Source organism: Pseudomonas canadensis, from assembly GCF_030980095.1.
Taxonomy (GTDB): Bacteria; Pseudomonadota; Gammaproteobacteria; order Pseudomonadales; family Pseudomonadaceae; genus Aquipseudomonas; species Aquipseudomonas canadensis.
On the sequence record NZ_CP133298.1, the window covers coordinates 599,915 to 619,753 of the forward strand.

The window sequence follows — 19,839 nt, forward strand, 5'->3', positions numbered from 1 at the left end:
CTTCAACGATGGCCCGGACATCCAGAATGCCCGCGTCGCTCTCCGGTTTTTCGCGAGCAAGCTCGCTCCTACAAGGGGTATCGCCGAGCCTCTGTTTTCCTCCAGAAGCGCCGCACACCCACCGGTGTGCAGGTGCTCACCGCGTGAGATTGCGTTATGGATGGTATTTTCCTGCAGCAACTGGTCAACGGCCTGACCCTCGGGTCGGTCTATGGCCTGATCGCCATCGGCTACACAATGGTCTATGGCATCATTGGCATGATCAACTTCGCCCACGGCGAGGTTTATATGATTTCCGCTTACCTCGCGGCGATCAGTCTGGCACTGCTGGCTTACTTCGGCATCGAATCCTTCCCGCTGCTCATTCTCGGCACCTTGATCTTTACCGTCGTCGTCACTGGCGTATACGGCTGGGTCATCGAGCGTGTCGCCTACAAACCACTGCGCAACTCCACCCGACTGGCACCGCTGATCAGCGCCATCGGTATCTCGCTGATCCTGCAGAACTACGCGCAGATCGCCCAGGGCGCCAAGCAACAAGGCATTCCCACCCTGCTGGCCGGGGCCTGGCGTGTCGATATCGGCACAGGCTTCGTTCAGTTGACGTACACCAAGGTGTTCATCCTCGTGGCGGCGTTTGCCGGCATGGCGTTGCTCACTTACATCATTAAATACACCAAGCTCGGCCGCATGTGCCGCGCCACCCAGCAAGACCGCAAGATGGCGTCGATCCTGGGCATCAACACCGACCGGGTGATCTCCTATGTGTTCGTCATCGGCGCCGCCATGGCGGCATTGGCTGGCGTGTTGATCACCCTCAACTACGGCACCTTCGACTTCTATGCCGGCTTCATCATCGGCATCAAGGCGTTTACCGCAGCGGTACTCGGCGGCATCGGCTCCCTGCCTGGGGCGATGTTGGGCGGGATCATCCTCGGTATCTCCGAGTCGTTGTTCTCGGGGTTGATCAACTCTGATTACAAAGACGTGTTCAGTTTCTCCCTGCTGGTGGTGATTCTGATTTTCCGTCCCCAGGGCCTGCTTGGTCGCCCACTTGTGGCGAAGGTGTAAACATGTCTGCTGCCAAACCTATCGATATCAAGAAAAGTGTGGTCGATACAGTCCTCGCCGGGCTGATTTCACTGGTCGTGTTCGGTCCGATCGTCGGCGTGGTCCTCGACGGCTACAGCTTCAACCTGGAACCGGCCCGCGTGGCCCTGTTGGTGGCCATCGTGATGGTCGGCCGCTTTGCCATGAGCCTGTTCCTGCAAACCCCCAAGGGCCTGAAGATCCTGCAGGGCTTCGAGAGCACCGGCTCCGGCGTGCACGTCTTGGCGCCGGACTACAAGTCGCGGTTGCGCTGGATCATCCCGGCACTGATCGTGATCGCCATCGTGTTCCCGATCTTCGCCAACAAGTACCTGCTCACCGTGGTGATCCTCGGGCTGATCTATGTGTTGCTCGGTCTGGGCCTCAACATCGTGGTCGGCCTGGCAGGCCTGCTCGACCTGGGTTACGTGGCGTTCTACGCCATCGGCGCCTACGGCCTGGCACTGGGTTATCAATACCTGGGCCTGGGTTTCTGGACGGTGCTGCCGCTGGCGGCCATCGCCGCAGCGTTGGCGGGGTGCATACTCGGGTTCCCGGTGCTACGAATGCACGGGGACTATTTGGCCATCGTGACCCTGGGCTTTGGTGAAATCATCCGTCTGGTGCTCAACAACTGGCTGTCGTTTACCGGTGGGCCCAACGGCATGCCGGTGCCCTCGCCAACCTTCCTCGGCCTGGAGTTCGGCAAGCGCGCGAAGGATGGCGGGGTTCCCTTTCATGAATTCTTCGGCATCGACTACAACCCCAACATCAAATTCCTGTTCATCTACATCGTGCTGTTCCTGGTGGTGCTGGCTGTGCTGTACATCAAGCATCGCCTGACCCGCATGCCGGTCGGCCGCGCCTGGGAAGCCTTGCGCGAAGATGAAATCGCCTGCCGCTCCATGGGCCTGAATCACGTGTTGGTCAAGCTTTCGGCGTTCACCATCGGTGCATCGACGGCGGGTTTGGCCGGGGTGTTCTTTGCCAGCTACCAGGGCTTCGTCAACCCATCGTCGTTCACCTTTTTCGAGTCGGCGCTGATCCTGGCCATCGTGGTCCTGGGCGGCATGGGCTCGACGGTGGGCGTGGTGATCGCGGCCTTCGTATTGACCGTCGCCCCGGAGCTGCTGCGCAGTTTCTCCGAATACCGCGTGCTGCTGTTTGGCGTGTTGATGGTAGTGATGATGATCTGGCGACCGCGCGGCCTGATCCGGATCAGCCGCACCGGTGTGACGCCACGTAAGGGGGTAGCGCCATGAGCAAGGAAGTCGTGCTCTCCGTGGAACACTTGATGATGCACTTCGGTGGCATCAAGGCTTTGAGCGACGTGAGCCTCAAGGTCGAACGCAACTCTATCTTCGCCTTGATCGGCCCCAACGGCGCCGGCAAGACCACGGTGTTCAACTGCCTCACCGGCTTCTACAAAGCCAGCGGCGGCAAGATCCAACTCAACCTTCGCGGCAAGCAGACCGACGTGATCCAGTTGCTCGGCGAGCGCTTCCAGCCCACCGACTTCGTGTCACCCAAAAGCTTCCTCAGCCGGGTGTACTACAAGATGTTCGGCGGCACCCACCTGGTGAACCGCGCCGGCCTGGCGCGGACGTTCCAGAACATTCGTCTGTTCAAGGAAATGTCGGTGGTGGAAAACCTGCTGGTGGCCCAGCACATGTGGGTCAACCGCAACATGCTCGCGGGCATCCTCAACACCAAGGGGTATCGCAAGGCCGAAAGCGACGCGTTGGACCACGCGTTCTACTGGCTCGAAGTGGTGGACCTGGTGGACTGCGCCAACCGCCTGGCTGGTGAACTCTCCTACGGCCAGCAGCGCCGCCTGGAAATCGCCCGCGCCATGTGCACGCGGCCGCAGATCATCTGTCTGGACGAACCCGCTGCGGGCCTCAACCCCCAGGAAACCGAAGCCCTCAGCGCGATGATTCGCCTGCTGCGCGACGAACACGACCTCACCGTGGTGCTGATCGAGCACGACATGGGCATGGTAATGAGTATTTCCGACCACATCGTGGTGCTGGACCACGGCAACGTGATCGCCGAGGGTGGCCCGGATGCGATCCGCAACGACCCGAAAGTGATTGCCGCCTATCTGGGCGCTGACGAAGAGGAGTTGGTATGAGTGCACCTATCCTCGAAATGAAGGACCTGGACGTGTATTACGGCCCGATCCAGGCCCTGAAAAAAGTCTCGCTGCACATCAATGAAGGCGAAACTGTCAGCCTGATTGGCTCCAACGGCGCGGGCAAATCCACGCTGCTGATGTCGATCTTCGGCCAGCCGCGTGCCGAGTCGGGGCAGATTCTCTACAACGGTGTCGATATTACCCACAAGTCGTCGCACTACATCGCGTCCAACGGCATCGCGCAGTCGCCGGAAGGGCGGCGGGTGTTCCCCGACATGACCGTCGAGGAAAACCTGTTGATGGGCACCATCCCTATTGGCGACAAGTTTGCCCAGGAAGACATGCAGCGCATGTTCGAGCTGTTCCCACGGCTCAAGGAGCGGCGTAACCAGCGCGCCATGACCATGTCTGGCGGCGAGCAGCAAATGCTCGCCATTGCCCGCGCGCTGATGAGCCGGCCCAAGCTGTTGCTGCTGGATGAACCGAGCCTGGGCCTGGCGCCGATTGTGGTGAAGCAGATCTTCTCGACGTTGCGCGAGCTGGCCTCCACCGGGATGACCATCTTCCTGGTGGAACAGAACGCCAACCATGCGCTGCGCTTGTCGGACCGCGCGTATGTGATGGTCAACGGCGAGATTCGCCTGACCGGCACCGGCAAGGAATTGCTGGTGAACGAGGAAGTGCGCAACGCCTACCTCGGCGGTCACTAGTTTAAAGTTTGACGCAGGCCCCTGTGGGAGCGGGCTTGCTCGCGAAAGTGGTGTGTCAGTCAGTACATCTGGAACTGACCCACCGCTTTCGCGAGCAAGCCCGCTCCCACATTTGTTTTGTGGTGTTCACAAGGCCGATGCCAAATTGTGGAAAACAAATCCAGCCTCCCTCCAAAGCGCGACATATAGCCGCCGCAAATCCCTGTTTTGTCACAGTTTTGACTTGTCCCCATCCGCTGTGGAACCGGCTGTGGGTAACGTGGGAGTAGCTGGCTGTAAGCCAATGAATCCGTGGCTTGCAGCGCGGCGGTTGTTTTTTGATCAGTAGGTTTTTGGTTGCCAGTCGGGCCCTTTGTCAACCTGTTTAAAGACACAGGTATATGACCGAAATATGTCCCGCCGGCCTGTGGATAAGTCTGTGACTAAACTCTGGAAAGACCGCCGCAGCGGCCGGATTGACTGGCCTCGAGCCATCGTTCTGATTTTGCGATCGGCGACAGGCCTACATACGTCCCAGCCAAGGTCAAGCAAAAAACTTTCTAAAACTGCCTGCAGCCCTTGTGTATAGCGGCCTGAAGCATTGTGTACTTGCCCCCAAAGACTGTGGGCGCTCTTGTGGATAACCTGCGTGCATATGGCTACAAGCCACGGTTTGTATGGCCTTGCGGAATATGGTTAAAAAACGATCAGGCGTGTATCAAGTTGTGTGCTTAGCGGTTGCCGCCATCGCGGCGTACGGGCATTCTGCTGGCTGATTTTTTCCCCGATGCCCGCAAGGAGAACACCATGTCCGACACGCTGTTTATTACTGGCGCAACCTCAGGTTTCGGCGAAGCCTGCGCCCGTCGTTTTGCCGAAGCCGGCTGGAAACTGGTGCTCACCGGTCGTCGTGCCGACCGCCTGAATGCGCTGGTCGAAGAGCTTTCCAAGCAGACTGAAGTGCATGGCCTGGTCGTGGATGTGCGGGATCGCAAAGGCATGGAAGATGCCATCGCCAATCTGCCTCCGTCGTTCGCCAAGCTGCGCGGGCTGATCAACAACGCCGGCTTGGCCGTGGGCACCGACCCTGCGCCCAAATGCAACCTCGACGATTGGGAAACCATGGTCGACACCAACATCAAGGGCCTGCTGACCACCACCAACCTGCTGCTGCCACGCCTGATCGCTCACGGTCGTGGTGCGGGCATCATCAACCTGGGTTCCATCGCGGGTAACTACCCTTATCCGGGCAGCCACGTGTATGGCGGTTCCAAGGCATTCGTAAAGCAGTTTTCGCTGAACCTGCGTTGCGACCTGCAAGGCACAGGCGTGCGCGTGACCAACATCGAACCGGGCCTGTGCGAGAGCGAGTTCTCGTTGGTGCGCTTTGGCGGTGACCAGGCGCGGTATGACGCGACTTATGCGGGTGCCGAGCCGATCCAGCCGCAGGATATTGCCGACACGATCTTCTGGGTCATGAATACGCCGGCGCATGTGAATATCAATCGGTTGGAGCTGATGCCGGTGAGCCAGACTTGGGCTGGGTTTGCTATCGAGCGTGGCGCCAAGGGCTGACGCTCCGTCCTGCTGGTTTTTGTGGTGAGCGAGCTTGCCTCGCGCGGGGCAAGCCCGCTCACCACAGGATCAGGTTTTTACCGGTAATCATGCGTCAAATCGGCCAAAACACGACATAAGGTACACTCCACCCGATAAAACCCCTCCGCACCGTGCGGATTTGAGGTTTTGACGGGAGGAAATGTGAGTAACCGAGGTGAGCAGGCACTGCTCAAACAATCGACCATCCTGATGTTCGCCGTAGCGATCGCCGGGATTGTCACGGGTGTGATTTCTGGCGCCCAATCCATTCTGTTCGACGGCTTTTTCTCGCTGATCGCCACCGCCATCAAGGTGTTGATGCTGATCACGGCAAAGCTGATTGCCAAGAAAAGCAACGAGCGTTTCCAGTTCGGCTATTGGCACTTGGAGCCGATGGTGCTGCTGATCGAAGGCAGTTTCCTCTTGCTGATCGCCATCTATGCGTTCCTCAACGGCGTGTTCGGCATTATCAATGGCGGCCGCGAGATCGAGTTGGGGTTGGTGATCATCTACGCGGCGGTGTTTACCGTCGTCGAGTTCGCCTACTTCTTCTACGTGCGTTATCGCAATCGCCGGCTGAAATCATCGCTGATCCAGTTCGACAACATCAGTTGGCTGGTGGACGCGATGTTGTCGGTGGGCTTGCTGATCAGCTTTCTGGCGGCGCTGTTGCTCAAGTCCCAGGGCTACGGCGAGTGGGCGGTGTATGTCGACCCATTGATCCTGATCCTGCTGGCCCTGAGCATGCTGGCACCGGCGTTCAAGATCCTGCGCCCAGCGTTGCGCGAGGTGCTGGGAATCGCGCCGGACCAGTTGGACGACACAGTGCGCGAAGTGATGGAAGCGGCGCAGGCCAAACATGGTTTCGACGACTACGTGTCGTACGTGCAAAAGCACGGGCGGGCGCGGTTTATCGAGATTCATGTGGTGCTGCCGGCGGATTACCCGGTGGATAACGTCGCGACGCTGGACCGTCTGCGCGAAGAGATATCCACAGGGCTCGGTGCGCCGGATGCGGCGCGTTGGCTGACAATCAGCTTTACCGGAGATCGCAAGTGGATTGCGTGAGGTCAGTGAGACCGAGTTGACGTCTTCGCGAGCAAGCCCGCTCCCACAATGAATGACACAACCCTGTAGGAGCCGGCTTGCCGGCGATGAGGCCCTTAGGGTCAGCCCAGGTGCTGGACCAGGCCCTGATAGCAAGTCGCCAAATGATAAGGCGTGGTCGACGGCATATCCCGTCGGCTTACGGCGCCCTTGGCATCCAGGCATTCATTCCAGCCTTTTGCATGCAGAAAATGTTGTTGCAGCGCCAGCAATTGGCGGTGCAGCACCGCTTCGCTGTTGGGTCGCAAGGTCAGTGCCCGCAGGTATTCGGCCTGTGCCCAGATGCGTTGGGTGCCGTCGCGCACCGTACCGTCAAGCGCCAGCATGCCGCTGACTGCACCGCTGAGGTTATCCACACCCTTGAGTTCTGCGTAGGCGAAAGCCCGGGTCAGCGACGCATGCAGCGGCGAACCGCGCAACACATCCGAAGACTCCAGCAAAAAGAACCATTCGAACTGGTGCCCCGGCTCGAACCAGTTATCCACAGCGTCCAGCGGTTTTTCCATCATCACGCCGTGCTGGCGGTCGATGAAACGCTGCTGCATGGCCGTCGCCAGCGCCAGCAGGGCGGCTTGCACGCTGGCGTCTTCACGCACCGAGAGGGTGGCAAGGAAACCTTCGGCCAGGTGCATCAGCGGGTTTTGCAGCGGGCCTGACTTGAGCGATGACCAGTTGCGTTCCAGCACGGCTTCGTACAGGCCGTCGCCTGTGGAAAATCGCTCGGCGACCACTTCCAGGGCGGCATTGAGGACCGACTCTACCAATGGCTCGCGCACCTTGGCCCAGTAATGGGCGCAGGCAAAGATGATGAAGGCGTGGGTGTAGAGGTCTTTGCGCTTGTCCAGCGGCTGACCGGATGGGTCGATGCTGTAGAACCAGCCGCCGTGTTCGGCGTCGTGGAAGTGCCGTTGCAGTGACCGGAACAGTGCCGCTGCGCGCTCTTGCGCGAAGGCTGCGCCGGGCTCGCCGATCAGGCTGGCAAACAGGTACAACTGCCGGGCGCAGGCCATGGCGCGGTAGCGTTGCGGGGGCAGCGGGTGATGGTCGGCGTCCAGCGCTTCATAGGGCAATGCCAGGTCGGCATTCCAGCCCGGGCCTTGCCAGAGCGGCACGATCAGGCTGTGGAAGTGCGTAAGCACGGTGTTCAAGGAGGGTTGGGAAGCGCTGGGCATTGGCTGGCGTCGTCACGGCAGGGGTGTAGGCGCGCATGGTATCAGGCTTGGGTTCTGTGGTGTCTGTGCTACTGCTATCGCCGGCAAGCCGGCTCCTACACAGGATGACCTCGCGATCATAGGTAGGAGCCGGCTTGCCGGCGATGAGGCCCTTACAAACGCCGCGAATATCAGCCCGCGAGCAACCAGACCCCAGTCGCCGCCGACGCCGCGCCCGCAATCCGCACCAACGGCGCCGCCGCAGCCGGCAGGAAGCGCACCACCGCGTAACCGGCCGCGTGCAACACGGCAGTCGCACCGACAAAACCCGCGGCATACGCCCACGGGCTGGACATGTCCGGCAGCTCCAGACCATGCGCCACACCATGGAACAGCGCGAACAATGCCGTGGCCCCCACCGCCATGAACAACGGCGGACGCACCGCCAGCGCCACCGCCAGGCCCAGGGCCAACACCGACGCGGCAATCCCGCTTTCCAGCGCCGGCAACGCCAGGCCTTCAAAACCCAACACGCCGCCAATCAACATGGTGCCGACAAAGGTGCACGGCAGGGCCCAACGTGCGGCGCCTTTTTGTTGGGCGGCCCACAAACCGACGGCGACCATGGCCAGCAAGTGGTCGATGCCGCCCAGGGGATGGCTGATGCCGGCCACCAGGCCGTTGTCGCCATGGCCCGGGTGAGCGAAAGCCAGGGCTGGGGCCAGCAGCAGGGCGGCGGCGGTAAAGAGTTTCTTGAGGCTCATGGACAGGTTCCTTATGGGTTGATCAGGCGGCGGTCAGCAGGCCTTGGCGTTCGATGAAGGCGACGATTTCATCCAGGCCGACACCGGTCTTCTGGTTGCTGAACACAAAGGGTTTGCCGTTGCGCATGCGGGTGGTGTCGCTGTTCATCAGCTCCAGCGACGCGCCGACCAAAGGCGCCAGGTCGATCTTGTTGATCACCAGCAGGTCGGACTTGCAGATGCCAGGCCCGCCCTTGCGCGGCAGCTTGTCGCCGGCGGACACGTCGATCACGTAGATAGTCAGGTCCGACAACTCCGGGCTGAAGGTGGCCGAGAGGTTGTCGCCCCCGGACTCCACCAGAATCAGGTCCAGGCCGGGGAAGCGGCGGTTGAGCTGGTCAACGGCTTCAAGGTTGATCGAGGCGTCTTCGCGGATCGCGGTGTGCGGGCAGCCGCCGGTTTCCACGCCGATGATGCGTTCCGGCGCGAGGGCCTGGTTGCGCACCAGGAAGTCGGCGTCTTCGCGGGTGTAGATGTCGTTGGTGACCACCGCGAGGTTGTAGCGATCACGCAGCGCGAGGCACAGGGCCAGGGTCAGGGCCGTCTTGCCGGAGCCTACCGGGCCGCCGATGCCGACACGCAAAGGTTGTGTGTTCATATGTGCTTTTCTCCTAGGAACGGAATAGGCGGCTGTATTGGCGCTCGTGGGCCATGCAGGCCAGGGACAGACCAAACGCGGCGCTGCCGAAATGGTGGGGTTCGATGCGGCTGGCGTCCTGCTGGGCTTGTTGCAGCAACGGCAGCAGTTCACTGGTCAGGCGTTGGGCGGCTTGTTGGCCCAGGGGCAGGGTTTTCATCAGCACGGCCAATTGGTTTTCCAGCCAGCTCCACAGCCAGGCGGCGAGGGCGTCGGCGGGGCTGATGTTCCATGCGCGTGCGGCGAGGGCCCAGCCCAGGGCGAGATGGGGCTCACTGCACTGCTCAAGAAATTCGCGGGCGCCGCCGTCCAGTTCCGGCAAACCATTGAGCAACTGTTGCAGCGAGTAGCCCATCTGTCGGCTCTCTTGATACAGCTCGCGGGTCTCACGGCTAGCGCGATGTTCTTCGCACAGCTGGGCCAGGCGCGGCCAATCGGCCTCACAGGCTGCTTGGCAATGGGCGAGTAACACCGGCGCTTCGAAGCGCGCCAGGTTGAGCAGCAACTGATCGCTGATCCAGCGTCGCGCACTGGCTGCGTTGTTGACGCGACCGTTCTCCACCGCCATTTCCAAGCCCTGGGAATAGCTGTAGCCACCAATCGGCAATTGCGGACTGGCCAGACGCAGCAGCGCCCAGGCTGGGTTCACAGGCGCACGCCGAACTGGTGCAGCTTGGGCGGGTAGTTGAAATCTTCATCGCCATGGCGCGAGTGATGATGCCCGCCGCCGTAGGCGCCATGTTCCGGCTGGAACGGCGCTTCGATGGTCTGTGTCTGCGCGCCCAGCTGTTCGAGCATGGCCTTGAGCACATAGTCATCGAGCAGGCGCAGCCAGCCATCGCCCACCTGCAACGCCACGTGCCGATTACCTAGGTGATACGCCGCGCGCGTCAGTTCAAATGCGCTGCTGCAGGTGACATGCAGCAGTTGTTCAGGCCGGGCACACACGCGTACGACTCGTCCGTCTTCCGCCTGTAGGAATTCGCCGTCGTGCAGCGGTGGCTGACCGCGCTCCAGGAAAAGGCCGACATCTTCACCGTCGGCACTGAAACAGCGCAGGCGGCTTTTGCTGCGTGCTTCGAAATTCAGTAGCAACTCGGCGGCCCAGAGGGCTTGGGGGGCGATTCGGCGGTGGATCACCAGCATCAGGAAGCTTCCAGCTATGAGCGATGCAAGTGCTAGAGCAAGGGGCTTGCCAACCCGGCTGCAGAGTAGGAATTCCCTGTCAGCAGGGACGGTAACGCCACTAAATAGGGCGTAGGAAGATTTTTGGTGTGAGCAAAAATGGTGCGCTGGCTGGGCTGATGCACTCGCTATGGGCGTTTTCGGATTTTTCCTACGTAGTTCGGGGATTCGCCGTTCAAGTAGTTACCTGCTGTGTCTTTAGTCTGTGCGCCGTGTTCAATCCACTGCGACGTTTATCATGTTTAGATCATTGTGTTGTTTAGTCATTGTCAGCCTGTCTTTTGCCATTTCATCAGCGTCAGCCTCTCTGCAGCCGCGTCCCACGTTCAGCGCTTCAGTCCAAGAAGCCGCCATTGACGATGTGGTTGACCGTGCCCATGAACTGCTCGGCACGCCGTACAAGTGGGGTGGCTCTTCGGTGCAGCAAGGCTTCGATTGCAGCAGCTTCCTGGTTTACCTGTTCAAGACCGAAGCCAATATCCAGATACCACGCACCACCGCCGCCATGCACCGCTCCACGGCTCCGACCATCAAGCGCAACGCACTCAAGCCCGGCGATGCGGTGTTTTTCAAGGCAAACGGGCGCGGCCAAGTCAGCCATGTGGGGCTTTATATAGGCCAAGGCAAATTCATTCATTCGCCACGTACGGGCAAGAACATCCGCATCGACTCATTAAGCAACAGCTACTGGAACAAGCACTACACCACGGCTAAACGTTTTCACACGGCAGGCTGATGGCTTTATTCGGTGCTGCCCAGCCCTTGCCAGTGCTTCAGGCCGATAAAGATAAAGCGCAATTGCTGGGTGATTTTCGCCTGCGGCGTGAGGTGGTCAGGCAGGGCCTGGGCCGGCGGATCGATGATGTCGGGGAGGGTGGCGAACACACTTTTGACGATCAGGTCGGCCATCACATGCAGGCCTTCGGCATCCAGGTGCTGCAGTTTTGGCATGAACGTCAGGTCGGCCGCCAGGTCACGGGTGATGTCTTCACGCAATGCACCGATCGCCTGGCGCACCGCCAGGCAGCCGCCGTATTGCTCGCGGGCCAGGAACAGGAATTGCGAACGGTTGGCCGAGACCACATCGAGAAAGATCCGCACGGAGGCATCGATAATGCCGCCCATCACGAATTCGTTATGGCGCACCAGGCGGATGGTGGCGCGGAAGGTCTGGCCGACTTCACTCACCAACACCAGCCCCAACTGGTCCATGTCGGCAAAATGCCGATAGAAACCGGTGGGCACGATACCGGCGGTCTTCGCCACTTCACGCAGGCTCAGGCTGCCAAACCCACGGCCACACTCCATCAAATGGCGGGCTGCGTCCATCAGGGCGAGGCGGGTCTGTTGCTTCTGTTCGGCGCGGGGCAGCATTGGCGGGCGGGCTTTGTTGGCAAGTACAGCGACGCACTCTAGCAAAACAGGTCTGTTGGCGTCGAACTTGGCGGGGGGCGGGCGTGACGTGATCTACAGGAAAGCAAAAGCCCGATCGACAGATCGGGCTTTTCTCTCGGCCACCACAGGGTTAGCTCTGTGCTTGATGCAGTTCTTGCAGACGGTCAGCACCGCCTTCAGCAACGCCTTCGGTGTAGGCGCGTTTGTTGGCTTGTTCAGCACCGCCTTCGACCAGACCTTTCTGTTCCAGACGATCACGGCCACCTTCGGCAACAGCGTTGCGTTCCAGCAGGCGATCAGCACCACCTTCAACCAGGCCTTTTTCTTCCAGGCGGTTGCGGCCGTTTTCGGTCAGGCCTTCGGTGTAAGCGCGTTTGTTGGCTTGTTCCGAACCATTTTCAGCTACAGCGCCTTTGGCGTAGTCACGGTTCTCTTCTTCTTGCGAACCGCTGCGAGCGACGGTCTGGCTGAAAGGAACGGCGTCAGCTTTGACTTGTGGAGTGGCTTGTTCGGCGGCTGGCAGGGCAAAGGCACTGGAAGCCAGGATGGATAACAGGGCGGTAGCGAGTAATTGGCGTTTCATGATGGGTTGCTCCTTGGGAGGGCGATAAAGTGGGTACAGGACTAATGCTACTCTCGATAAGTCGATATAAAAGTTCATAAACACAATGGTAATAATCAACAGAATTGATTGTTCTAGGCGGAGGCTCTAGAACGGGCCTCTCAAGCACGCGGTTTTGCACTGGTGTGGGTATTTTCGACACGCGCGTGGGTAACAATGGTGCGCCGTGGTAGGAGGAATCTGTCGAAGTGGTCAGAAATTGAGGTTTTTCCAGGCAAATCGGGGATCGGGTTAAACCCCCAGGCGGTTTGCCAGTCGTAGTTCTATAAGCTGTCCTTAAAGGCTGTGACCCAGCCAGTCGTATTCAGGAGTCCTGTGCAATGACGCGCACTCGTAAAATCGTCGCTTGGAGCTGCGCCAGCTTCGTTGTGTTAATCGCCGTGGTGGTGTTGGTCCTGGTGTTCTTTGACTGGAACCGCATCAAGCCGCCCCTCAATGCCAAGGTCTCCGAAGAATTGCATCGACCGTTTGCCATCAACGGCAACCTGGCGGTGGTGTGGGCGCGTGAGCCCGATGAAGGCGGCTGGCGCGCCTGGGTGCCGTGGCCGCATGTGATTGCCGAAGACCTGACCCTGGGCAACCCGGACTGGTCGAAAAACCCGCAAATGGTCACCCTCAAGAAGGTGGAACTGCGCATTTCGCCCCTGGCGTTGCTGGTGCAGCGCGTGGTGATCCCGCGTATCGACCTCACCGAACCGAGCGCGCAGTTGCAGCGCCTGGCCGATGGCCGCGCCAACTGGACCTTTAAGTTCGATCCCAAGGACCCGAACGCCGAGCCTTCCAACTGGGTGGTGGACATCGGTGCCATCGGCTTCGACAAAGGCCACGTGACCCTCGACGACCAAACCCTCAAGACCCAACTGGATGTGATCATCGACCCGCTGGGCAAACCCATCCCGTTCGGCGAAATCGTCGGCGACGCCGATGCCAAGAAGGCCCTGGAGAAAGGCTCCGCACCGCAGGATTATGCGTTCGGCCTCAAGGTCAAAGGCCAGTATCACGGCCAGAAACTCGACGGCATCGGCAAGATCGGTGGCCTGTTGGCCCTGCAGGACGCGGCCAAGCCGTTCCCGCTGCAAGCCCAGGTCAAGATTGCCGATACCAGCATCGCCCTGGCCGGCACCCTGACCGACCCACTGAACCTGGGCGCGCTCGACCTGCGCCTGAAACTCGCCGGTTCCAGCCTGGGCAATCTCTACCCTCTGACTGGCGTGACCCTGCCGGATTCGCCGGCCTACTCCACCGATGGTCATCTGATCGCCAAGCTGCACGAAGCCAATGGCGCGTCCTTCCGCTATGACAACTTCAACGGCAAGATCGGCAACAGCGACATCCACGGCAACCTGGCCTACGTCGCCAGCCAGCCACGGCCCAAGCTCAGCGGCGCGCTGGTCTCCAACCAGCTGCTGATGACCGACCTCGCACCGCTGATCGGCGCCGACTCCAACGCCAAACAAAAAGCCCGTGGCGGCGACAGCAAACAGCCGGCGACCAAAGTGTTGCCGGTGGAAGAATTCCGCACCGAGCGTTGGCGCGTCATGGATGCCGACGTGGAATTCACCGGCAAGCGCATCGTGCACAGTGCCGATCTGCCGTTTACCGACCTCTACACCCACCTGGTTCTGAATGACGGCGAACTGAGCCTCGAACCCCTGCGTTTCGGCGTGGCCGGCGGTAAGCTGGATGCGCAGATCCGCCTCAACGGCCGCATCACGCCAATGGAAGGCCGCGCCAAACTTACCGCGCGCAACTTCAAGCTCAAGCAGCTTTTCCCGACCTTCGAACCGATGAAAACCAGCTTTGGTGAACTCAATGGCGACGCGGATATTGCCGGTCGCGGCAACTCCGTGGCGGCCCTGTTGGGCAGCTCCAACGGTGACCTGAAGATGCTGATCAACGACGGTGCCATCAGCCGCAGCCTGATGGAAATCGCCGGGCTCAATGTGGGCAACTACGTGGTAGGCCGACTGTTTGGTGACAAGGAAGTGAAGATCAACTGCGCGGCGGCGGACTTTGGCATCAAGACAGGCTTGGCGACCACTCGGTTGTTTCTGTTCGACACCGAGAACGCCATCATCTACATCGACGGCACGGCGAACATGGCCACAGAGCAGTTGGACCTTACCATTACCCCGGAATCGAAAGGCTTCCGCCTGTTCTCCCTGCGTTCACCGCTGTACGTCAATGGACCTTTTATCAAGCCGAACGCGGGTGTGAAAGCCATCCCGCTGGCGCTGCGAGGGGCTGGCATGGTGGCGCTGGGTGTGATCGCCGGGCCGGCGGCCGGGTTGCTGGCATTGGTTGCGCCCAGTGGCGGTGAGCCGAATGAATGTGCGCCGTTACTGCAGCAGATGAAGGAAGGCAAGGCGCCGAAAACCGTAAAAGGTTGATCGGCCACAAAAACGTAGGAGCCGGCTTGCCGGCGATGGGGCCCTTGAACGCTGTCGAGATCGTCAGGCTACCATCGCCGGCAAGCCGGCTCCTACAGAGTATTGCGGGGTTACAGGCTTTCTAGGATGTCAGCCATATCGTCCGCATGCTCTTCTTCCTGGGCCAGGATTTCTTCGAAGAGGCGGCGCGTGGTCGGGTCTTTATCGCCAATGTACTGGATGATTTCGCGGTAGCTGTCCACGGCAATCCGCTCGGCGACCAGGTCTTCGTAGACCATTTCCTTCAAGTTATTGCCTGCCACGTACTGTGCGTGGGAATTCTTCGACAGCAGGTCCGGGTTGAACTCCGGCTCACCACCCAACTGCACGATGCGCTCTGCGAGCTTGTCGGCGTGTTCGGCTTCCTGGGTAGCGTGCTCAAGGAATTCCTGCGCGGCGACTGCAGCCTTAATGCCGCTGGCCATGAAGTAGTGGCGCTTGTAGCGCAGCACGCAGACCAGCTCGGTGGCCAGCGATGCGTTGAGCAGGCGGATGATTTCTTCGCGGTCGGCGTCATAACCTTCGGTCACTGCACCGTTTTCGACGTTCTGGCGGGCGCGGCTGCGCAGGGTCGCAACGTCAGTCAAGTTTGCTTCGGTCATCTCAATCTCCTGATACTAATCCGGTTTTGCGCCACGCTCTGCCGGCGTGATCGCTCCAAGTTGTGAGTCCTGCGTCACGCAAAAAGTTTTATCGGATTTATGTCATCACTGCGTCGCGGGACTGGGCTAGCCTCTGGTGAGTCTTTCCTGATCAAGGACGTTCGGCCCATGCCGCAGTCGTTAGCCACGCGTTATCCCCTGGTGCTGGTCCCTGGCATGCTCGGGTTCGTGCGCCTGGGGTGGTTTCCTTATTGGTACGGTATCGTCCCCGCGCTGCGGGCGGGCGGGGCGCAGGTGTTTCCCGTGCAGGTGGCGCCGCTGGATTCCAGCGAAGTGCGCGGCGAGCAATTGCTGGTGCAGATCGAGCGCATCCGCCGTGAAACGGGGGCCGACAAGGTCAACTTGATCGGCCACAGCCAGGGCTCGCTCACCGCCCGGTATGCGGCGGCCAAGCGCCCGGAATGGGTGGCGTCGGTGACGTCCGTGGCCGGGCCCAACCACGGCTCGGAGTTGGCGGACCACATTCACCTCAATTACCCGGTGGATGGCGTGAAGGGGCGGATCATGAGCGCGCTGTTTCACGGAGTCGCCTGGCTGATGGGCGTGCTGGAAACTGGCTATCGCGGGCCACGCTTCAAGGCGGATCTGCAGGCCTCCCACCACTCGCTGACCAGTGCGGGCGTGGCGCTGTTCAATCAGCATTATCCACAGGGGCTGCCGCAGACATGGGGTGGGCAGGGGCCCGAAGAGGTCAATGGCGTGCGTTATTACTCATGGTCCGGCACCTTGCAGCCGGGCATTACCGACCGTGGTCGTAACCTGTTCGACGGTACGAACCGTAGTTGCCGCCTGTTCGCCCGCAGCTTCGTGCGCGAAAAGGGCCAGTGTGACGGCATGGTCGGGCGCTACAGTTCACACTTGGGGTTGGTGATCGGCGATGACTACGCCCTGGACCACTTCGATATCGTCAACCAGTCCCTGGGGCTGGTGGGCAAGGGCGCCGAGCCGATCCGACTGTTTGTCGAGCATGCCCGGCGCTTGAAGGAGGCCGGGGTTTAACGGACCGGCGTGGTCCAACGCTCCGACAGAATTACCCCGCCCAAGGTCAGCAGGCCGCCCACCAGGTGGTATAGCGCCAACTCTTCCTTCAACACCACCGCCGCAATCAGCGCGGTGATCAATGGCAGCAGGTTGAAAAACAGCGTGGTGCGGCTCGGGCCCAAGGTCTTCACCGAATGCATCCACGCCAGCGGCGCGACCATCGAGGCTAACAGGCACGCATACAGCACCAGTGGAATGTTCGCCCAACCCAAGCCAGCTTTCGCCGAAAACAGAAACAGCGGGAACAGCACCACCACCGCCACCAGCACCTGCAGATACAGCAACACCAGCGGCGGCAGGCGCAGCTGCCATTTTTTCAGCAAGGTGCTGTAGACCGCGTAGGCCAGGGTCGCGACCAGCATCATGCCGTCCCCCAGGTTGACCCCGTGCTGCAGCAGTGCGTCGAGGCTGCCGGCGGAAACCACCACCACCACGCCAGCGAATGACAGCACGGCACCGGTCATCGCGCCGTAGGTGAGGCGTTGACCGAGGCTGATGATCGCCGCCGTCAGTGCCATCAACGGCATCAACGACAGGATGATGCCCATGTTGGTCGCGGTGGTGAGCGACGCGGCGTAATACGCCAGGCTTTGGTAAACCGCCATGCCCAACACGCCGAGGATGAACACCTTGCCCAGGTTCGGACGGATCAGCGCCCAGTTGGCGATCACCGGCTTGATCATGAACGGCGTGAACAGCAGCGCCGCCAGCAACCAGCGGTAAAAGCCAATTTCCGCCGGGAACAGTGCGCCCACAGCCAGCTTGTTGACGACGGTGTTGCCGGCCCAGATAAAAATGGCCAGCAAGGGATAAGCGTATTGCATCGAAAGTAACCAAGTGTGTTGATGAGGCAGGATTATCCATTGTCTGGATCGAAGCCTATACTGCGATCCAGACAAACCACCTCTGTATCCAGACAATATGGCCAAGCACAACGTACGTCTTGCGGATTTCCCCCGGTTGCCGAGCCCGGTGTACTTCCGTTATTCGGATTTCGCGCCTGACACCGAGTGCACGCCGCACCGGCATTTCTGGGGCTCGCTGGATTACTCGGCCAGCGGTGTGATGCGCATGGAAGTGGCCGGCAACCGCTTCATGTCGCCGCCGCAATACGCGGTGTGGGTGCCACCTCACACCGAACACAGCTCCTACAATGCCGAGGCGATCGTCTATCACTCGGTGGGGCTGGCGCCGGAACTTTGTGAGCAACTGCCCCAGCAGCCTTGCACCCTGGCCATCAGCGACATTCTCAAGGCCATCCTCAGCGATTTTGCCCAGCGTGACGTGAACATGCCGCAGACCGAGTCCGACATCCGCCTGGCCCAGGTGCTGGTGGACCAGCTCAAGCAGGCGCCGATCCACGAATGCTTCCTGCCATACGCCCGCCACCCTGGCTTGCTCGGCGTACTCGAAGGCATGCAGGCCGATCCTGCCGACAACCGGCCCCTGGCGCACTGGGCCGAACAAGTCCACGTGAGCGAACGCACCCTGGCGCGCCTGTTTGTGCGGGAGCTGGGCATGAGCTTCGGCGAATGGCGCCAGCGTCTGCGCTACCTGGCGGCCATCGAAGCCCTCGACAGCCCACGCAGCGTGCAACATGTGGCGTTTGACCTGGGCTACAGCACCGCCTCGGCCTTTATCGCCATGTTCCAGCGCCAGGCGGGCTGTACGCCGGAGCAGTATCGACGGACGCATATCCGTACCCGGTGAAGTTGTAACAGGCTTTGACTACACTGCTGGGTAGTCCGTGCCCTTCGGTGCGGTAACAGGGAGAAAACTCCATGAAGATGCTGCGAATTCCGCTGTTGATGATGGGCCTGCTGCTGTGTTCCCAAGGCTTTGCTGCCACCGCTCAGCAAAATAAAATGACCACCTGTAACGCCGAAGCCACCACCAAGACGCTTAAAGGTGATGACCGCAAGGCCTTCATGAAGACCTGTCTGTCTGCTCCAGCAGCCAATGACGCCAAGACGCTTACGCCACAGCAGCAGAAGATGAAGGACTGCAATGCGGACGCCAAGACCAAAGCCTTGACCGGCGACGCGCGCAAAACCTTTATGAGCACTTGCCTGAAGAAATAATAGCCCCAGGCCATAGAAGGCTGCGACACTCGCACACAGCCCTGCTGTAGGAGCGAGCTTGCTCGCGAAAAACCTGAACGATAACGCGTGCCTTCAGACTAAAACGCGGTGTCCTTGCGTTTTTCGCGAGCAAGCTCGCTCCTACATCAACATCCTTTAACGCCGTTCGTTTTGAGGCTGTATGCCAACGTTTTCTCAGCGTCATGTGATATTGCTGGCCAGCTACATCATCATTTTTGGCGGACTGCTGCTGGTACTGCCGCTCAAGTTGCTGCCCAGCTTGCTGGCTGGCCTGCTGGTGTTCGAGCTGGTCAACATGCTGACCCCCCAACTGCAACGGCTGATCGAAGGACGGCGTGCGCGCTGGCTGGCGGTCGCCTTGCTCGGCACCCTGATCGTCAGCGTGCTGACCCTGATCTTCGCCGGCGCCATCAGCTTCCTGCTCCACGAAGCGGAAAATCCCGGGGCCTCTCTCGATAAATTCATGGGTGTGGTTGATCGCGCGCGCGGCCAGTTGCCGCCGTTCCTCGACGCTTACCTGCCTGCCAGTGCCGCCGAGTTCCGCGTGGCCATCGGCGACTGGCTAAGCAAGCACCTGAGCGAGTTGCAGTTGGTCGGCAAAGACGCCGCCCACATGTTTGTCACCCTGCTGATCGGCATGGTGCTTGGCGCCATCATCGCTCTGCAACGCGTCCCCGACCTGACCAAACGCAAACCCTTGGCCGCCGCGCTGTTCGACCGCCTGCACCTGCTGGTCCAGGCCTTTCGCAATATCGTATTCGCCCAGATCAAGATCGCCGCGCTCAACACCGCCTTCACTGCCGTGTTCCTCGCCGTGGTACTGCCGTTGTGCGGGATTCACCTGCCGTTGACCAAAACCCTGATCGTTCTCACGTTCCTGCTCGGCCTGTTGCCGGTCATTGGTAACCTGATGTCCAACACCCTGATCACCATCGTCGCGCTGTCGCTGTCGATCTGGGTGGCAGTGGCGGCGTTGGGGTATCTGATCGTGATCCACAAAATCGAATATTTCCTCAATGCGCGGATCGTGGGCGGGCAGATCAGTGCCAAGTCGTGGGAGTTGCTGCTGGCGATGTTGGTGTTTGAGGCCGCGTTCGGCCTGCCGGGTGTGGTGGCGGGGCCGATTTATTATGCGTATTTGAAGAGTGAGCTGAAGCTCGGTGGGATGGTTTGACGCAGTAACCTGTAGGAGCG

21 protein-coding genes are annotated in these 19,839 nt (G+C 60.4%); 12 read left to right on the forward strand and 9 right to left on the reverse strand.

The genetic code is table 11. The features are described from left to right. Positions 1-156 precede the first annotated feature (156 nt). The 6 genes from RB216_RS02635 (at position 157) to RB216_RS02660 (ending at position 6,579) form a co-directional block, all read left to right on the forward strand. Positions 157-1,071: an ABC transporter permease subunit gene (locus tag RB216_RS02635; RefSeq protein ID WP_003188099.1), complete on the forward strand. Its 915-nt coding sequence runs from the start codon at positions 157-159 to the stop codon at positions 1,069-1,071. A gap of 2 nt (positions 1,072-1,073) precedes the next feature. Further along, entirely contained in the window at positions 1,074-2,351 is a 1,278-nt protein-coding gene (gene livM / locus RB216_RS02640) for a high-affinity branched-chain amino acid ABC transporter permease LivM (protein WP_016976932.1), read from the forward strand. Continuing rightward, on the forward strand, positions 2,348-3,223 hold the full coding sequence (locus RB216_RS02645) for an ABC transporter ATP-binding protein (protein ID WP_028615532.1): 876 nt from the start codon (positions 2,348-2,350) through the stop codon (positions 3,221-3,223). The genes livM and RB216_RS02645 overlap by 4 nt, the downstream gene beginning before the upstream one ends. Next, on the forward strand, positions 3,220-3,936 hold the full coding sequence (locus tag RB216_RS02650) for an ABC transporter ATP-binding protein (protein WP_010213569.1): 717 nt from the start codon (positions 3,220-3,222) through the stop codon (positions 3,934-3,936). Before RB216_RS02645 ends, RB216_RS02650 begins: the two co-directional genes overlap by 4 nt. A 786-nt stretch (positions 3,937-4,722) precedes the next feature. Further along, positions 4,723-5,490, forward strand: coding sequence for an SDR family oxidoreductase (locus tag RB216_RS02655; protein ID WP_028615533.1), 768 nt, complete (start codon positions 4,723-4,725; stop codon positions 5,488-5,490). Between the two features lie 183 nt (positions 5,491-5,673). Continuing rightward, a complete protein-coding gene (locus RB216_RS02660) occupies positions 5,674-6,579 on the forward strand; it encodes a cation diffusion facilitator family transporter (protein WP_068935281.1) in 906 nt (301 codons plus the stop codon). Between the two features lie 101 nt (positions 6,580-6,680). Here RB216_RS02660 and RB216_RS02665 read toward each other — a convergent pair whose 3' ends face one another. The 5 genes from RB216_RS02665 to ureE all read right to left on the reverse strand — a co-directional run bounded on the left by RB216_RS02665 (position 6,681) and on the right by ureE (position 10,355). Next, positions 6,681-7,790, reverse strand: a complete 1,110-nt coding sequence (locus RB216_RS02665; protein ID WP_308908287.1) for an AGE family epimerase/isomerase — start codon at positions 7,788-7,790, stop codon at positions 6,681-6,683. Positions 7,791-7,960: 170 nt separating this feature from the next. Further along, positions 7,961-8,533 carry a HupE/UreJ family protein gene (locus RB216_RS02670; protein WP_028615536.1) on the reverse strand — a complete coding sequence of 191 codons (573 nt, stop codon included), beginning with the start codon at positions 8,531-8,533 and terminating at the stop codon, positions 7,961-7,963. A 22-nt stretch (positions 8,534-8,555) separates the two neighbouring features. Then, positions 8,556-9,170 carry an urease accessory protein UreG gene (gene ureG, locus RB216_RS02675; RefSeq protein ID WP_028615537.1) on the reverse strand — a complete coding sequence of 205 codons (615 nt, stop codon included), beginning with the start codon at positions 9,168-9,170 and terminating at the stop codon, positions 8,556-8,558. A gap of 13 nt (positions 9,171-9,183) precedes the next feature. Next, positions 9,184-9,858, reverse strand: a complete 675-nt coding sequence (locus tag RB216_RS02680; protein WP_236317937.1) for an urease accessory protein UreF — start codon at positions 9,856-9,858, stop codon at positions 9,184-9,186. Continuing rightward, the gene (gene ureE / locus RB216_RS02685; RefSeq protein WP_016976942.1) at positions 9,855-10,355 is read right to left on the reverse strand and encodes an urease accessory protein UreE; all 501 of its coding nucleotides are present in this window, start codon (positions 10,353-10,355) and stop codon (positions 9,855-9,857) included. Before ureE ends, RB216_RS02680 begins: the two co-directional genes overlap by 4 nt. 277 nt (positions 10,356-10,632) lie before the next feature. Here ureE and RB216_RS02690 point away from each other — a divergent pair, with 277 nt between their 5' ends. Beyond that, on the forward strand, positions 10,633-11,130 hold the full coding sequence (locus tag RB216_RS02690) for a C40 family peptidase (protein ID WP_028615539.1): 498 nt from the start codon (positions 10,633-10,635) through the stop codon (positions 11,128-11,130). Between the two features lie 5 nt (positions 11,131-11,135). On the opposite strand, the gene RB216_RS02695 is transcribed toward RB216_RS02690, so the two are convergent. Next, positions 11,136-11,768, reverse strand: coding sequence for a TetR family transcriptional regulator (locus RB216_RS02695; protein WP_025857330.1), 633 nt, complete (start codon positions 11,766-11,768; stop codon positions 11,136-11,138). 151 nt (positions 11,769-11,919) lie between these two features. Further along, the gene (locus RB216_RS02700) at positions 11,920-12,372 is read right to left on the reverse strand and encodes a hypothetical protein (protein WP_068935285.1); all 453 of its coding nucleotides are present in this window, start codon (positions 12,370-12,372) and stop codon (positions 11,920-11,922) included. Between the two features lie 359 nt (positions 12,373-12,731). On the opposite strand from RB216_RS02700, the gene RB216_RS02705 reads away from it, so the two are divergent. Then, a complete protein-coding gene (locus RB216_RS02705; protein WP_308908288.1) occupies positions 12,732-14,801 on the forward strand; it encodes an AsmA family protein in 2,070 nt (689 codons plus the stop codon). A 110-nt stretch (positions 14,802-14,911) separates the two neighbouring features. On the opposite strand, the gene RB216_RS02710 is transcribed toward RB216_RS02705, so the two are convergent. Next, positions 14,912-15,442 (reverse strand): ferritin-like domain-containing protein, encoded by a 531-nt coding sequence (locus RB216_RS02710; protein WP_028615542.1) that lies wholly within the window; start codon positions 15,440-15,442, stop codon positions 14,912-14,914. 168 nt (positions 15,443-15,610) lie between these two features. Between RB216_RS02710 and RB216_RS02715 the strand changes: the two genes are divergently transcribed. Continuing rightward, positions 15,611-16,501: an esterase/lipase family protein gene (locus tag RB216_RS02715; RefSeq protein WP_068935290.1), complete on the forward strand. Its 891-nt coding sequence runs from the start codon at positions 15,611-15,613 to the stop codon at positions 16,499-16,501. Here RB216_RS02715 and RB216_RS02720 read toward each other — a convergent pair. Then, entirely contained in the window at positions 16,498-17,367 is an 870-nt protein-coding gene (locus tag RB216_RS02720) for a DMT family transporter (protein ID WP_028615544.1), read from the reverse strand. The two genes, RB216_RS02715 and RB216_RS02720, sit on opposite strands and share 4 nt — an antisense overlap. Before the next feature lie 97 nt (positions 17,368-17,464). On the opposite strand from RB216_RS02720, the gene RB216_RS02725 reads away from it, so the two are divergent. The 3 genes from RB216_RS02725 to RB216_RS02735 all read left to right on the forward strand — a co-directional run bounded on the left by RB216_RS02725 (position 17,465) and on the right by RB216_RS02735 (position 19,819). Then, positions 17,465-18,253, forward strand: a complete 789-nt coding sequence (locus RB216_RS02725) for an AraC family transcriptional regulator (protein ID WP_028615545.1) — start codon at positions 17,465-17,467, stop codon at positions 18,251-18,253. Between the two features lie 71 nt (positions 18,254-18,324). Next, positions 18,325-18,624 carry a PsiF family protein gene (locus RB216_RS02730; RefSeq protein WP_016976953.1) on the forward strand — a complete coding sequence of 100 codons (300 nt, stop codon included), beginning with the start codon at positions 18,325-18,327 and terminating at the stop codon, positions 18,622-18,624. Positions 18,625-18,805: 181 nt separating this feature from the next. Beyond that, a complete protein-coding gene (locus tag RB216_RS02735; RefSeq protein ID WP_016976954.1) occupies positions 18,806-19,819 on the forward strand; it encodes an AI-2E family transporter in 1,014 nt (337 codons plus the stop codon). Positions 19,820-19,839 lie beyond the last annotated feature (20 nt).

Coding starts and splice junctions, on each gene's coding strand:
- RB216_RS02635 (WP_003188099.1), top strand. CDS start 157: ATGGATGGTATTTTCCTGCAGCAACTGGTCAACGGCCTGACCCTCGGG.
- livM (WP_016976932.1), top strand. CDS start 1,074: ATGTCTGCTGCCAAACCTATCGATATCAAGAAAAGTGTGGTCGATACA.
- RB216_RS02645 (WP_028615532.1), top strand. CDS start 2,348: ATGAGCAAGGAAGTCGTGCTCTCCGTGGAACACTTGATGATGCACTTC.
- RB216_RS02650 (WP_010213569.1), top strand. CDS start 3,220: ATGAGTGCACCTATCCTCGAAATGAAGGACCTGGACGTGTATTACGGC.
- RB216_RS02655 (WP_028615533.1), top strand. CDS start 4,723: ATGTCCGACACGCTGTTTATTACTGGCGCAACCTCAGGTTTCGGCGAA.
- RB216_RS02665 (WP_308908287.1), bottom strand. CDS start 7,790: ATGCCCAGCGCTTCCCAACCCTCCTTGAACACCGTGCTTACGCACTTC.
- RB216_RS02670 (WP_028615536.1), bottom strand. CDS start 8,533: ATGAGCCTCAAGAAACTCTTTACCGCCGCCGCCCTGCTGCTGGCCCCA.
- ureG (WP_028615537.1), bottom strand. CDS start 9,170: ATGAACACACAACCTTTGCGTGTCGGCATCGGCGGCCCGGTAGGCTCC.
- ureE (WP_016976942.1), bottom strand. CDS start 10,355: ATGCTGGTGATCCACCGCCGAATCGCCCCCCAAGCCCTCTGGGCCGCC.
- RB216_RS02690 (WP_028615539.1), top strand. CDS start 10,633: ATGTTTAGATCATTGTGTTGTTTAGTCATTGTCAGCCTGTCTTTTGCC.
- RB216_RS02695 (WP_025857330.1), bottom strand. CDS start 11,768: ATGCTGCCCCGCGCCGAACAGAAGCAACAGACCCGCCTCGCCCTGATG.
- RB216_RS02700 (WP_068935285.1), bottom strand. CDS start 12,372: ATGAAACGCCAATTACTCGCTACCGCCCTGTTATCCATCCTGGCTTCC.
- RB216_RS02705 (WP_308908288.1), top strand. CDS start 12,732: ATGACGCGCACTCGTAAAATCGTCGCTTGGAGCTGCGCCAGCTTCGTT.
- RB216_RS02710 (WP_028615542.1), bottom strand. CDS start 15,442: ATGACCGAAGCAAACTTGACTGACGTTGCGACCCTGCGCAGCCGCGCC.
- RB216_RS02715 (WP_068935290.1), top strand. CDS start 15,611: ATGCCGCAGTCGTTAGCCACGCGTTATCCCCTGGTGCTGGTCCCTGGC.
- RB216_RS02720 (WP_028615544.1), bottom strand. CDS start 17,367: ATGCAATACGCTTATCCCTTGCTGGCCATTTTTATCTGGGCCGGCAAC.
- RB216_RS02725 (WP_028615545.1), top strand. CDS start 17,465: ATGGCCAAGCACAACGTACGTCTTGCGGATTTCCCCCGGTTGCCGAGC.
- RB216_RS02730 (WP_016976953.1), top strand. CDS start 18,325: ATGAAGATGCTGCGAATTCCGCTGTTGATGATGGGCCTGCTGCTGTGT.
- RB216_RS02735 (WP_016976954.1), top strand. CDS start 18,806: ATGCCAACGTTTTCTCAGCGTCATGTGATATTGCTGGCCAGCTACATC.